This is a genomic window from Nocardia sp. NPDC049935, from assembly GCF_055586645.1.
The window spans coordinates 609,226-622,038 of the sequence record NZ_JBVJHV010000001.1; the positions used below are offsets into that span (position 1 = coordinate 609,226).

The following is a 12,813-nucleotide window of genomic DNA, read 5'->3' on the forward strand; positions in this document are numbered from 1 at the left end:
TCAGCCGGTAGCCTTCCCGGTGACTTGCTGCTCCGTATCGCCCGGTTCAAGCGCCAATCCAGTAGTGAGGACACCGCCGTATTGGACTGAGTACTGGGTTACGAAGTCTTGGAGTCCCAAATCCGCAAAGTAGGCGTTTACCGCTCTATTTGCTTGAGAATCTGTCAGAGTTGAAACATTCACAGGCTGGCCGTCGGATCCGATGAACGGTATCCGGGTGCCATCCGGAGCTGTCCCGTATTCGGGCAACTTTCCCTGTTCGTGGAGAACCTGGAAAAGTTGCTGCTCGAGTTCTCTTTGTGCTGTCGCCTGGATATCTGCTTGAGTCGGATAAGCGACTCCGACAGGTGGAGGTTCCGGGTTCCATTTCGCCATCGCGGCTTCGTACCCCTGGTCCTTCAGTACACCGACAACTTCGTTGGCTACCAGACCCACGGGTGATTTTCCTGGTACTTCGAGGTTGTCCAACGTCAGCGATTTGACAACTTCGGCGACCTGCTGTCGATTCTGCCACGCAGCCTGCTGTGCTGCGTTCTGGTCCCCGGCGGTGGCCTCATCCGCTGCGGTAAGAGCATTGGTGATGGCGACCGTGTAACGACTGTCGAGGTTCGCCAGGTGTTCCCCATTTTCATCGAGCCAGGCCTTCGGGTTCTGCGGATTTTCCGTCAGTGCCTGACTCAGCATCTGGTTCTGGTAGTCCTGCCTGCTTGTTTCGAGGATGAACCGACCCTCCTCCGATTGACTGGCGAGAGCCAGCAGGCGGTTCGAGTCGGTGACCGTCATCTCGGGAATGCCGCGCGGGCTGAGACCGGTTTCCTGAGTGTTCGGGTTGATGTGCGATTCGATATTCGTGCCCATGATATGAGCCATGGTCGACGAGAGTTCCGGATTGGCATTGAACGCCTTCAGGTAGTCCTCGTAGACACCGTCTTTGAGCGGACGCGTGCCGAGCGCCGAGTCGTCGTTCGGGTTGCTCTCGGGCGCGAAATAGTTGGGCAACTCGACCAACGTTTCTCGGGCCCGCTCCCCTTCGGGTCCTTCCTTGTCCGTATCCTCCGCGATCCACCCCAGCAGGTTCGACGCGGCGTCGCCGTCGTCGTTCCATTCGTGCCCGAAGACCTCCTTGCGGAACTCCTCCGGGTCGAAGGGCTGGGGTTTCTCCCCGTTGCCGGGATCGGTGGCCGGGGGCATATCGTTGCCGGTGAGCAGGGAGTAGCTGGTGTCCTCGTTGCGGGTGGCGACGCCGAGCAGCGATTGGGCGCCGTTCTCCATGGCTTCCTTGTCGCCGTCCATGAAACCGGGTGGCATGGTGCCGCCCATATTGGAGTCGACATTGTCGATGTAGGCGGCCATATCCTGGGCTTGGCGACCCATTTCCACGCCCATCTGGTGGCCGGGTTCCATACCGGGACTCGATTGTCCGAGCAGTTCGCCGAGGGCGCTGACCTCCCGATAGTGCTCACCGACTTCGAGGGGGCCGTCCATATTGTTCTCGCCGGGACGCATGGCGAGAAGTTGCTGAACATCGGGCGGGAGGTTCTGGTAGGCGCCCTTGCTGCCGGTATTGGTGCCGACCTTCTCGTTGGTCGTGGCCAGCAGCGCGTTGGCCAGTCCGTCGCGCTGGCTCGCGGCGGTGAGGTCGCCCGCCTTTTCCTTGGTGAGCAGGTGCTCGTTGAGGCCGAGGATGCCGTCTTTGCCGGCCTCGTTGAAGAATGCCCTGTAGTAGTCCTGAGTACCGGCGGGCATGGTGCTCACCTCCTCGCCGCGCGCGAGGGCGTCGAGTTCGAACTGGGTGAGTACGGGTTGCGGCATCTGGGCCAGGATCTGGTCGATCGCGGCCTGGTCGCCGGCCTTCACGGCTTCGGCCAGCGCGGTGCCGTCGTCCTTACCGAAGCGGGCGGCCTGGGTGTCGGCGTCGGCGACGTCGAGACCGGAGCCGAGGAGGTCACCGGCGGAACGGATCTCGACCGCCTGTTCGGAGATGTTCTTCGCCGCCTGGCTCACCGCGTTCTCGAACGCCCAGAACGCGGTATTGATCAGATCCTGATGCGCTTTCCTGGTGTCGGCGTCGACGTTCTCGTAGTCCATCACCTTCCAGGCATCGTCGACGGTCATCCCCAGCCCGACGGCGTCGGCGACCTTGCCCTGTACGACCCGCAGATACGATTCGACGTTCCCGATCTCCGCGTTGGCCACATCGACCAGTTCGTCGATCTCGAGCGAGAGTTTGCGGACCTGGTCGTGATCCTGGACGACCCGATCGAGGGCGGCGTTGTAGGCCAGCCCGGACCAGGTGGTCCCCAGGTCGGAGAAATGTTTGAGGGTGCTGTCGGCTTCGGTCATCAGCAGGGTGCGGGAATCGACCAGGGTCTGCACCCAGCCGCGAACGGTATCGAAGTTCCAGTTCGCGACGGTAGAACGTTTAAGCACGGTGCACATCCATCGCGTCGAGCCGTTCGGAGAACTGGCCGTCGGTGGTTTCCATCCGTTCGGTGCACTGATCGCAGACGGTGGCGACCTGCCGATACCGTTCCGCCGCCCGCAGATAGGCGCCCTCGACGAACTCCGCCGCCTGCTCCAGCGCCTGGGGGATCCCGGATACGACCTGGTTCGGCGAATCGGGCAGGGCGGCGGGTAGTTCTGCGGCCTTCGTCCGGACGTCTATCCGGTCGACATTGTCCGCCACGCCCCGCAACTTGCCGGTCAGCGCCCGGATCTGATCTATGTCTGCCTGAAGCACGACACCCCCCATATGTCCATTTTGTGGTTTACGCGCCGAGCTTAGCGAACGGCGGAAGACGGTGCCGGGCCCAGGCGCGTTCCGTGACGGATGCCGTTCGTGCGCCTACCGTAGAGCGATGAGCTGGGACCAGTTGGTGCAGGCCAAGTACGTTCTGCTGACCACGTACAAAAAGGACGGTTCGCCCGTCGGCACGCCTGTGTGGGCGGCGCCGGACGGTGACCGGCTGCTGGTGTGGACCAATCCGACCTCCTGGAAGGTGAAACGGATCCGCCGGAATCCGGAGGTGACGTTGCAGATCTCGGACAGCCGGGGGCGTCCGGAGGGCGCGGAGATCCTCACCGGCGCCGCCGAGGTCCTGGATTCCGCCGGAACCGAACGCACCCGGCAGGTCGTGGGCCGCAAGTACGGCATCATCGGCACGATCGCCATCCGCGGGCACAAACTGTTCCGCGGTGCGAACGGGTCGGTGGGGATCGCGATCACCGAGCGGCCCGGCACTCCGGGCTGAGCGCCGGGGGTCAGGCCGAGCCGGTCTCCACCGCCGCCGCCAGGCGGGTGCTCTCGGCGTGATCGTCGGGACCGGTGACCAGCGGCCGCCGTTTCGCGCCGCGGTAGGCGGTGCGGCCGGGAACGGGGTCGTCGATCAGGGCGATGATCGGCGTCACCGCAGCCTCGGGACGTTGTCCCGCGAGACGGCCGAATACGGTGGCGCTCAACTTCATGGCGGGTCCGACCTCGCCCGCGAAACTCGACCGTACGAGCCGGGCGGGGCCCCACGTCACATACGCCAGATCCGGGTTGCCGGTGACGGCGAGCAGCCCCAGCAGTTCGTTGGCCCGCCGCTGTTGCGCGTTGGACCGGGCGAAACTGAATCCGCGGTCCAGCTCCAGGTCGTCGAAGTCGATGGCGCCGGCGCGCGCTCCGGGGACGGCGGTGTTGACGACGACGGGGTGTTCGGCGGCGCGCAGCAGGTCGGCGAGGCCGGTGACGAAGAGGTACTTCGATACGAAGAAGAGCACCCAGGACGCCTCGTGCCCTTCGGCGGTCACGTGGCGGCGCTGCCGGATGAACGAGGCCGCGAGGATCAGTGCGTCGATCCGCTCGTGCCCTGCCCGCAGCTGTTCGATGACGCGCCGGTTCTCCGCCAGGGAAGAGAGATCGGCCGCGAGGAACTCGGCCCGAGCGGCGGCTCCGGGGGCCGCCGAGGCGCGTAAGGCGTCGAATTTCGCCCGGCTGCGCCCGATCACGACCACCCGCTCGCCCACGTCGAGATAGTGCCGTGCCAGGGCAGCGCCCATACCGTCGGTGCCGCCGGTGATGACGACTGTTCGCATATCCACACCTTTCCGGAACATGTGTTCCGTATCAGCGTACAGTAAAACGGAACCGATGTTCCGTTATATTCGCCGCCGGTCGGAGTGTTCTGGCACAGTGTCGGAATCGACGTCTGAAAGGTGAACCGCACGGTATGGGTGACTACTTCGAACGGATCGTGGATCTCGAGGTGACCGCCGAGGAGGCTCCGGCGCTGGCGGCCCGGATGCGGGACTGGATGATCACGCGGCAGTTGCTCACGCCGGAGATGTCCGGTGACGGCGTGTACAGCCTCCGGGCCGACGAGGGTCATGTGGCGGGGCCGGAGTGGCGGGGTGTCACCCAGGGCTGGGGTGACGACTGGATCCCGGGTCCGGTCGCCGTGATCCTCGGGCGCGGAGCGCACTACGGAGGGCAGGGGGAGGTCGAGCCGGAATCGGCGGTGTGCCCGCACTGCGCGGCGACGACCGTGATCATCGACTATCCGCAGCAGTGGGAACCCGATCCCGCGGTCTGGGCGCCTTTCGAGGAGGGTATCGACGCCTGGGTGCGAACCGGCGCGGGCGCCGCGGTCTGCCGCTCCTGTGGGCAGGAGGGATCGGTCACCGACTGGCGATGGCCGGCCGGATTCGCCCTCGGTGCCCTGGCATTCGACTTCTGGGGCTGGCCACCGCTGCGTGAGACATTCGTCGCCGAGTTCGGTGCCCGGCTCGGTCATCGCATCGACCATCACACGGGAAAGTTCTGAACCGTCCGGGGGTGTCGTCGGTGGCCCGGTCGTGCCCGTCCGCGCGTGAAGAAGCGGAACTCGGGTTCCGAATCGCTAGGGTGGGGTGGTGGCAGAGGACCGGAAACCGCGCCGGGACGCGGTGGTGAACAGAGAGCGGATCCTGGTGGCCGCGCGTGAGGCGTTCCGGGGGACCGGGATCTCGGTGGATATGCGTGCCGTCGCCGCGGCGGCCGGTGTCGGGATCGGTACCCTCTACCGGCATTTCCCCACGCGCGACGAACTGGTGCGGGCCGTCACGGGAACCGATCTCTCGGACCTGGCCGGCGCGGGTCTACCCGAGGGAATGCCGGCGATCGACGGTCTGCGCGAGTTCTTCACCACCACCCTGTCCCGGCTCACCGGAAACCAGGCGATGACCGATGTCCTCGCCGCCGGGCCACCCGCGGACGCCGATCTGGCCCGCTGCCTCGCGCACCTGACCGAGATCGGGGGCGAGGCCGTCCGCCGCTCCCGCACCGACCACACCCTGGCGCCCGATGTGACCGCGCGCGATATCGCCTACCAACTGCTCGGCCTGATCCGCATAGCCCAGCTGGCCGCCGATCCGGAGGTGCTGGACCATCAGGCGGAACTCGTGCTCCGTGGTCTGGCGGCGGTGTGAGAGCCGAGACGGTACCGGCCGACGACGGCACGCCGTGCCTCAGCTGGTGAGCGGCGACCCGTTCGGCTGGAGGGCGGGGCCGACGGCGTCCAGGGTGCCGGGTTTGCGGCCCTTGCCCCAGCCGATCCGGGCCCGGTAGCTGCCGAGCAGGTTGTCGCGGATGAGTCGCTGCTGGTCGGCGGATTCGGGGTCGGGAGATGTCCTGGGAGAGACGAAGAGCGCGTCGGCGGGGCAGTTGGCCTCGCATTGGAAGCAGGTCTGGCAGTCGCTGTGCCGGGCGATGACGGGGATACCGTCGGCGCCGCGGTCGAAAACGTTGGTCGGGCAGACAGCGACGCATTTATCGCAGGCGATGCAGCGCTGCGCCGAGACGAGTTCGATCACGACGCCACCCCCGCCGGCACCGCCGCGTGTTCGGGGCGGACGCCGATCCGGTCCAGCCCGGAAGTGATCAGCCGGTAGTGCTGGCCCGGGTCCTGGTCGGGGAAATCCAGGCGTTTGGCCATACCGCGGGTCTCGGTGCGGGCCAGCGCCGTCCGGTACATCCAGCGGGCGTGGGCCGCCATGGCCGCGGCCTGGCGGGTGCGGACCCGTTCGGCGCCGTCGCCGCCGAGGGATTCGCGGACACCGGACCAGATTCCGTCCAGCGTGACCAGCGATTCGGTGAGCACACTGCCGCGGCGCAGGTAGTTCTTGTCGTAGGGCAGCACTTCGGCCTGTACGGCGGCCACCACCTCGCGGGCGTCGGCGGTGGCGGAGATCCCGGGCCGGGCGCCCGCATCGCCGAGGGCCGTCGCCGTCCGGACCGCTGCCCAGGGGCCCTGGGACAGGGCGAACCGCGCGGCGCCGCCGCCGGCCCAGTTCCCGGACGAGATCGCCCAGGCGGCATTATGGCTGCCGCCGCCGGTGAAACCACCGCAGATGAGTTCGCGGGTGGCGGCATCCCCGGCCGCGTACAGCCCGGGGACCGTGGTGGCGCAGTCGTCGCCGGTGATCCGGATACCGCCGGTGCCGCGCACGGTGCCCTCGGCGATCAGGGTGACGGCGAATTTGTCGGCGAAGGGGTCGATACCGAGGCGGTCGAAGGTGAGGAAGAAATTCGGCTGGGCTCTGCGCATCGCGGCGCGGGCAGGCTCGTCGGCCCGGTCGAGACGGCAGAACACTCTGTCGCGCAACAATTCCGCGGCGATGGGTGACCGCTGCCGGCCGCTGGCGCCCTCGAGGACACTGCCGTCGGCGCGGTAGAAGGTGGCGAACTGGTAGAACGCGGTTTTGGTCACCGAGGTCCCCTCGGGGGCGATGCCATAGGCGTTGGAGAACTCCATACCGGACAGTTCCGCACCGGCCTCCACCGCGAACAGGGCGCCGTCACCGGTGTTCACATCACACCCCAGCGCCTTGGACTGGAACGCGCAGCCGCCGGTCGCCAGGACCACCGCCCCGGCGCGCACCCGGTAGTCCTGCCCGGCCTGCCGCCGGTGACCCGCCGCGCCCGCGACCGCTCCGTCGGCGTCCACCAGCAGTTCGGTCACCGGGCTGTGGTCGAGGATGCGCACGCCCGCCCGGCGCACCAGGATCCGCATCCGCCGCATGTACTCCGGACCCTGCAACCCGTTGCGCAGCTGCTTGCCGTCCGGGCCCACGGGGAAGGGGAACCTGGCGACCTCGGCGAGTTCGTTCAACCGGTCGTAGGTCTCGTCGAGCACCCGGGCCGCCCAGCGGCGGTCGGCGAGATAGCCGCCGAGGCTCTCCCGGCTCGCGATCGCCGCCTCCCGCTCGAGCGGGTCCGGCGGGACGTACCACACCCCGGTACCCGCCGACGCGGTCGCACCGCTGGTCCCGCAGTAGCCCTTGTCGGCCAGCACCACATCGGCGCCGAGGCGGGCGGCACGCAGAGCGGCCCACGTCGCGGCGGGGCCGCCGCCGACCACCAGAACATCGGTGGTCACATCCAATACGTCGGTCATCTCAACCCTCGCTCCGTGAGCGGCGGCCGCATCGCATCTGTGCCGAGATGCGGACCACCGTGCCGAACGCCAGGCTGCAACGACGGCGGATGCCGGACAACGATTGGAATCGGGGGTAGCGCAAACCTCCCGCGACCCGGGCCCCGGCACCATCATCACGCCATGCGTAATCGTGTGCCGGCCCTGCTCTTCGCATTGCTCGCGGCAGTCTCTCTCGTCTCGGCATGCGGCACGTCGTCGCACTCGCAGACGACTCCGGACGGCAGGACCGTCATCCGGTACCAGGGCTGGGCCAGCCAGGTCACCTACCCCGAACTGGCCGCCGACCTTGGCTATCTGGACAAGGTCTCGCTGGAATGGGTGGGCAACACCACCAGCGGCCCGCAGGACATCCAATCCGCGGCCACCGGCGCCACCGATATCGGCGGCGCGTTCAACGGCGCGGTGGTGAAACTCGCGGCGGCCGGGGCGCCTGTCACCTCGGTGATCAGCTATTACGGGTCCGACGACGAGAACTTCACCGGCTACTACGTACCGGAGAACAGCCCGATCCGCGGCGCCCGCGATCTGATCGGCAAGAAATTCGGGGTGAACACCCTCGGCGCCCACCACGAGTTCGTGGTCCGGGAATGGCTCGCCCAGCAGGGGCTCTCCAATGACGAGATCGCCAAGGTCGAACTGACCGTGGTGCCCCCGGTGAACGCCGAACAGGCCCTGCGCCAGGGCAATATCGACGCCGTCGCGCTCTTCGACATCTGGCGGGACCAGGCGGTGGCCCGGGGCGGTATCCGGCCGTTGTTCACCGACGGCGCGCTGTTCGGCGCCTTCAGCTACGGCACCTATATCGTCCGCGACGATTTCCTGGCCCGGAACAAAGACGCCGTCGCCGATCTCACCCAGGGCACCGCGCGCGCGATCCGCTGGGCCCAGACCACCCCGCGCGACCAGGTGATCGCGAGGCTCGAGGACATCATCACCCGCCGCGCCCGCAGCGGGGAGACCGCCGACAAGGCGGACTACTGGAAGAGCACCGGTGTCGCCGGACCCGGTGGGGTGGTGCGTGATCAGGAGATCCAGCTGTGGATCGACTGGCTGGTACGCAACGGTGAACTGGAACCGGGCAAGCTGACCGCCGCCGACGTCTACACCAACGACTACAACCCGTACGCCAACGGCACCTATCCCGAGAACGCCGGTCCGGACGGGCAGGCGATCGCGCAGCGCTGACCGGCCGGATCTCACGAACACATGACCTCTCCCTGGACAACACTGCGCCCACTGCTGCCCACCGTCTTCCTGCCCTCGGCCGTATTCGGTATCGGGCAGGGCGCCGGCTCCCCGGTGATCGCGCTGACCGCGCGCGACCTGGGCGCCTCGGTGGGTACGGCCGGGCTGATCGTGGCACTGGTCGGGCTCGGCGCCGTACTGGGCGATCTCCCGGCCGGGCGGGTGGTGGCCCGCTTCGGTGAACGTCGTTCGATCATCGCCGGATCGGCGATCGGCGCTGTCGGCGTCTCGCTTTCGCTGCTGGCCTGGACACCGGCCGCGCTCGCGCTCGGCGCCCTGCTGACCGGCGTCTCGAACGCGGTGTGGGGGCTGGCGCGGCAGAGTTATCTGGCCGAAGTGGTGCCGGTCGAGATGCGCGCCCGCGCCATGGCGACCTTCGCGCTGATGTGGCGGCTCGGTTTCCTGGTCGGCCCGTTCGTGGGCGCGCTGGTGATCCTGGGCATCGGCACCCGCGGCGGTTTCGCGGTGCAGCTGGTGGGTGTGGTGGTGTCCGGGTACCTCATGTCGCGGGTACCGGACCCGCCGCGGGCCCACGACGCACCCGCGGGTGGCGTTTCGCTGACGACGATCCTGCGCCGCCATCGCGGGCTGCTCGCCACGCTGGGCGCCGGTTCGATGCTGATGGGCGCGGCGCGCGCGTCACGAGAGGCCGCACTACCGCTGTGGGCCGACCATATCGGCCTCGACGCCGCTTCGGCCTCACTGGTGTTCGGCATCGGCGCCGCCTTCGACCTGCTGTGCTCGTATCCGGCCGGGCAGCTCATGGACCGCTACGGCCGCCGCTTCATCGCGGTACCGTCGCTGCTGATCATCGCGCTCTCGTATTTTCTGCTGCCGTTCTCCCACGATGTGTGGACGATCGGGGCGGTGGCCGTGATCATGGGCATCGGCAACGGGTTCGGCAACGGCGTCATCATGACCCTGGGCGCCGATGTGGCCCCGGCCGCCACCCGTGCCGAATTCCTGGCCGCCTGGCGGCTCACCCACGACTTCGGGATGTTCCTGGGCCCGTTGTCCGCGGGCGCGGCCGCGACGGTGGTGGCGCTGGGGGCGGCGGTCGCCGGGCTGGGGGTGGTGTCGGTGACGGGGGCGGTGGTGATGTACCGATACATTCCCCGATTCGCTCCGGTGGCGGACCGCCGTACCGTCGCCCCGGTCCCGGCGCCCACCACAACCGCCTAGCGGTTGGGCCGAGCCAGGGCGGCCATACCCGCTCCGACTCGCTGTGCCAGTTCATCCAGCTCTGGCGGTGCGATGACGAGATACTCGGATTCTGTCCGCGTAGGCGTCGGTATCGATCGTTGCGATCCGCCGGGAATTCGGTGTTCCGCGGCGTTGTGCCGGTGTGTTCTCTGGATCCATGGTTACCGCTGCTCCATTTCGAGGGCGTGGCCGGTGTGCCCGATCTTCTGCCGGCTGTTGTATTCGGTCCGCCGGTGCGATGTCCGCTACGGCTTCTGCCCTCGGAGACGCCGGTTCCTCCGGGGGGGAGCCCGAGAGCGAACCATGCCCGCCGTCGGGCTCGCTCATTCCCTCGGTGGTGCACCCGCACAACGACATCGGCCCACTCTTTACGCGAATCGGGCGATGGCGTGGAGGACGGCCTCGCCCATGGCGGGGCTGCCGGTGTGACCGGAGTCGTCGATGATGCGCAGGCGGGCGTCCGGCCAGGCCTTCGCGAGTTCCCACGCGGTTTCGAGCGGGCAACTCAGGTCGAGGCGGCCGTGGATCAGTTCTCCGGGGATTCCGATCAGGCGTCCGGCTTCGCGCAGCAGGACACCTTCGTCGAGCCATGCCGCGTGCGCGAAATAGTGCGTGCAGATCCGGCCGAAGGCGAGCGTCGCGGTATCCGGGCCCGAGCTGTATTGGCCCGGTCTGCCCAGGGATTCGTGCGCGATCACCGCGTCCTCCCAGCGGCACCACTCGGTGGCGGCGTTGCGCCGGACCACCGGATCCGGGTGTTCCAGCAGTCGGCGGTAGCCCTCCACCAGATCGCCGTCGCCGGGCAGCGCGGCCCGGAAGCGTTCCCACTCGGCGGGCAGCAACCGTCCGACGTCCCGGTACAGCCAGTCGATCTCGCGGCGGCGAGTGCTGGTGACCCCGACCAGCACGATTCCGGTGACCCGCTCGGGGTACCGCTCGGCGTAGGCGAGGATGAGCGTCGACCCCCAGGATCCGCCGAACAGCAGCCAGTCGTCGATGCCGAGATGGGTCCGCAGTCGCTCCATATCGGCGATCAGGTGTTCGGTGGTGTTCACCGTCATATCGGTGTCCGGGTCGGCCGCGCTCGGCAGGCTCCGCCCACATCCGCGCTGATCGAACTGCACGATCCGGAAGACATCCGGATCGAACGACTTCCGCGGCCCCGGACTGCTGCCGCTGCCCGGCCCACCGTGTACCACCAGCGCCGGACGTCCGGCGGGGTTTCCGCTGGTGCACCAGTACACCTGATTCTCGTCGCCGACCTCGAGCAGCCCGTCGACGTACGGCTCGATCGGGGGAAAGGGTGTGGGCACGCTTGCCGAGGTTAGCGAAGGCCCGCGGCTTCGACGACCGTGCGGGCGGCGCGGTGTGGTCATCGGCGGAACCGCTCCGCAAGGTTCCCGAAAGGTTTTCTCGAGCGGGGCCGATAGGTTTGCCGGTATGACGCACAGAGTTGTCCGCCGGGTCGTACTCGGCGCGGGGTGGTGTGCGCTGCTGGCCGGAGTGCTCGGGATCGGGCTCTATCTGGGTGGATGGCAGCGGCGGGAGCTGATTCTGCTGGCCTCCGGGGCGACGTATCTGATGCTCGGGGCGCTCGCCGCGCCGGTGCTGTTCGTGGCCGCCCGGGGCTGGCGCAGTGCCGCCGCGGCGGGGATCGTGCTCACCGGTGTGCTGTGGACCCAGGTGCCGCTGTTCGTGGCCGACGGGCGCGCCGCCACCGGTGCGGGCGCGGAGCTGACGGTATTGCAGTCGAATCTGCTGTTCGGCGGCGCCGACGCGGGCACCCTCGTGGCGGCGGTGCGGGACCGGCAGGTGGATGTGCTGACCGTGAACGAGCTGACCGACTCCGCGGTGGCGAATCTGAGTGCCGCCGGACTCGATTCGCTGCTGCCCCATCACTATCTGGATCCGGGGGACGGGGGCGGCGGCACCGGTATCTACAGCCGGTTCCCGCTCTCCGACCCCGTGCGACACCAGGAATTCGTACTCGGCAACCTCTCCGCGACGCTCACCCACCCGGAGCTCGGCCCGGTGACGGTGTTCGCGTTCCATCCGCTGCCGCCGAATATCGACCACGCGGCCTGGCTGACCGAGATGCGTGCCGCCGATACCCTCCTGCGCGGCACGGACGGGCCGGCGGTGGTCGGCGCGGACTTCAACGCGACCAGCGATCACGCCGCCTTCCGGCAATTGGTGAGCGGTGACTTCGCCGCGGCCGCGGATCAGGCGGGAGCAGGCCGGCTGCTGACCTATCCGGCCGACCGATCCTGGGGTCCGGTGATCGGAATCGATCACATACTTGTCTCGGGCGGCACCACCGAACACATCAGCACCTTCACCGTCCCGGGCTCCGATCACCGTGCCGTGCTCGCCCGCCTCCGCCTGACCACCCCCTGACTTCCGTCCTCCCGCGATTCCTTCCCGCCATTTCCAGGAGAGAACATGTCCTCCCGCACCCGCCTGCGCACCCTCACCTGCACCACGGTCATCGCCCTCGCCGCCGGTTTCGGCTCGGTGGCGTGCAGCAACGACCGCTGGTGTGAATTCGATGCCACCGATACCAAGGTCGACAATTCCTATTGCGAGAAAGGCACGCCCGGCTACGAATGGGAACCGGACAGCGACGGGAAGTCGAAGAGCAAGAAGTCGAAATCCACGACCTCCAAACGCAACAAGAACTGAGTGACTCCGAACCCCGGCGCGAGACGCCGGGGTTCTCCTATCCGAGACCGATCGCTGCTGGATTGCTCCGCGGGGAACTATTGCGGCGATTTCAGCCGGATGCTCCCGCCGACCGCACCCCAGCGGGCCGATCGCGAGCGGCGCTATCGATGCGCGTCGTGGCACTGCCTACCGGTCGATCGCCGCAATAGTGGCGATGCTCGCGCGCGGCGGCCGTGGCGACCAG

At 68.0% G+C, this 12,813-nt stretch carries 13 protein-coding genes; 7 read left to right on the forward strand and 6 right to left on the reverse strand.

The genetic code is table 11. The annotated features are described in order from the left end of the window. Together ACZ6SF_RS02900 and ACZ6SF_RS02905 are read right to left on the reverse strand one after the other, a co-directional pair. Positions 1-2,430: a TPR repeat domain-containing protein gene (locus ACZ6SF_RS02900; protein WP_466060210.1), complete on the reverse strand. Its 2,430-nt coding sequence runs from the start codon at positions 2,428-2,430 to the stop codon at positions 1-3. Further along, a complete protein-coding gene (locus ACZ6SF_RS02905) occupies positions 2,423-2,740 on the reverse strand; it encodes a hypothetical protein (RefSeq protein ID WP_466060212.1) in 318 nt (105 codons plus the stop codon). The genes ACZ6SF_RS02900 and ACZ6SF_RS02905 overlap by 8 nt, the downstream gene beginning before the upstream one ends. Positions 2,741-2,858: 118 nt before the next feature. Between ACZ6SF_RS02905 and ACZ6SF_RS02910 the strand changes: the two genes are divergently transcribed. Then, positions 2,859-3,251: a PPOX class F420-dependent oxidoreductase gene (locus ACZ6SF_RS02910; protein ID WP_466060214.1), complete on the forward strand. Its 393-nt coding sequence runs from the start codon at positions 2,859-2,861 to the stop codon at positions 3,249-3,251. A 10-nt stretch (positions 3,252-3,261) separates the two neighbouring features. Here the strand turns inward: ACZ6SF_RS02910 and ACZ6SF_RS02915 are convergent, their stop codons facing one another. Then, on the reverse strand, positions 3,262-4,077 hold the full coding sequence (locus ACZ6SF_RS02915; protein WP_466060216.1) for an SDR family NAD(P)-dependent oxidoreductase: 816 nt from the start codon (positions 4,075-4,077) through the stop codon (positions 3,262-3,264). A gap of 134 nt (positions 4,078-4,211) precedes the next feature. Here ACZ6SF_RS02915 and ACZ6SF_RS02920 point away from each other — a divergent pair, with 134 nt between their 5' ends. Then, positions 4,212-4,805: a hypothetical protein gene (locus tag ACZ6SF_RS02920; RefSeq protein ID WP_466060218.1), complete on the forward strand. Its 594-nt coding sequence runs from the start codon at positions 4,212-4,214 to the stop codon at positions 4,803-4,805. 88 nt (positions 4,806-4,893) lie between these two features. Next, entirely contained in the window at positions 4,894-5,448 is a 555-nt protein-coding gene (locus ACZ6SF_RS02925; protein ID WP_466060220.1) for a TetR/AcrR family transcriptional regulator, read from the forward strand. A 39-nt stretch (positions 5,449-5,487) separates the two neighbouring features. Here ACZ6SF_RS02925 and ACZ6SF_RS02930 read toward each other — a convergent pair whose 3' ends face one another. Together ACZ6SF_RS02930 and ACZ6SF_RS02935 are read right to left on the reverse strand one after the other, a co-directional pair. Beyond that, the gene (locus tag ACZ6SF_RS02930; protein ID WP_466060222.1) at positions 5,488-5,832 is read right to left on the reverse strand and encodes a 4Fe-4S dicluster domain-containing protein; all 345 of its coding nucleotides are present in this window, start codon (positions 5,830-5,832) and stop codon (positions 5,488-5,490) included. Then, positions 5,829-7,415, reverse strand: coding sequence for an FAD-dependent oxidoreductase (locus tag ACZ6SF_RS02935; protein ID WP_466060224.1), 1,587 nt, complete (start codon positions 7,413-7,415; stop codon positions 5,829-5,831). Before ACZ6SF_RS02935 ends, ACZ6SF_RS02930 begins: the two co-directional genes overlap by 4 nt. A 162-nt stretch (positions 7,416-7,577) precedes the next feature. Between ACZ6SF_RS02935 and ACZ6SF_RS02940 the strand changes: the two genes are divergently transcribed. Both ACZ6SF_RS02940 and ACZ6SF_RS02945 read left to right on the forward strand, forming a co-directional pair. Beyond that, positions 7,578-8,642 carry an ABC transporter substrate-binding protein gene (locus ACZ6SF_RS02940; RefSeq protein ID WP_466060226.1) on the forward strand — a complete coding sequence of 355 codons (1,065 nt, stop codon included), beginning with the start codon at positions 7,578-7,580 and terminating at the stop codon, positions 8,640-8,642. Between the two features lie 21 nt (positions 8,643-8,663). Continuing rightward, positions 8,664-9,884, forward strand: coding sequence for an MFS transporter (locus ACZ6SF_RS02945; RefSeq protein WP_466060228.1), 1,221 nt, complete (start codon positions 8,664-8,666; stop codon positions 9,882-9,884). A 389-nt stretch (positions 9,885-10,273) separates the two neighbouring features. Here the strand turns inward: ACZ6SF_RS02945 and pip are convergent, their stop codons facing one another. After that, positions 10,274-11,218, reverse strand: coding sequence for a prolyl aminopeptidase (pip, locus tag ACZ6SF_RS02950; protein ID WP_466060230.1), 945 nt, complete (start codon positions 11,216-11,218; stop codon positions 10,274-10,276). Between the two features lie 127 nt (positions 11,219-11,345). Between pip and ACZ6SF_RS02955 the strand changes: the two genes are divergently transcribed. Both ACZ6SF_RS02955 and ACZ6SF_RS02960 read left to right on the forward strand, forming a co-directional pair. Next, the gene (locus tag ACZ6SF_RS02955) at positions 11,346-12,302 is read left to right on the forward strand and encodes an endonuclease/exonuclease/phosphatase family protein (protein WP_466060232.1); all 957 of its coding nucleotides are present in this window, start codon (positions 11,346-11,348) and stop codon (positions 12,300-12,302) included. Between the two features lie 45 nt (positions 12,303-12,347). Beyond that, positions 12,348-12,587: a hypothetical protein gene (locus ACZ6SF_RS02960; protein ID WP_449998995.1), complete on the forward strand. Its 240-nt coding sequence runs from the start codon at positions 12,348-12,350 to the stop codon at positions 12,585-12,587. Positions 12,588-12,813 lie beyond the last annotated feature (226 nt).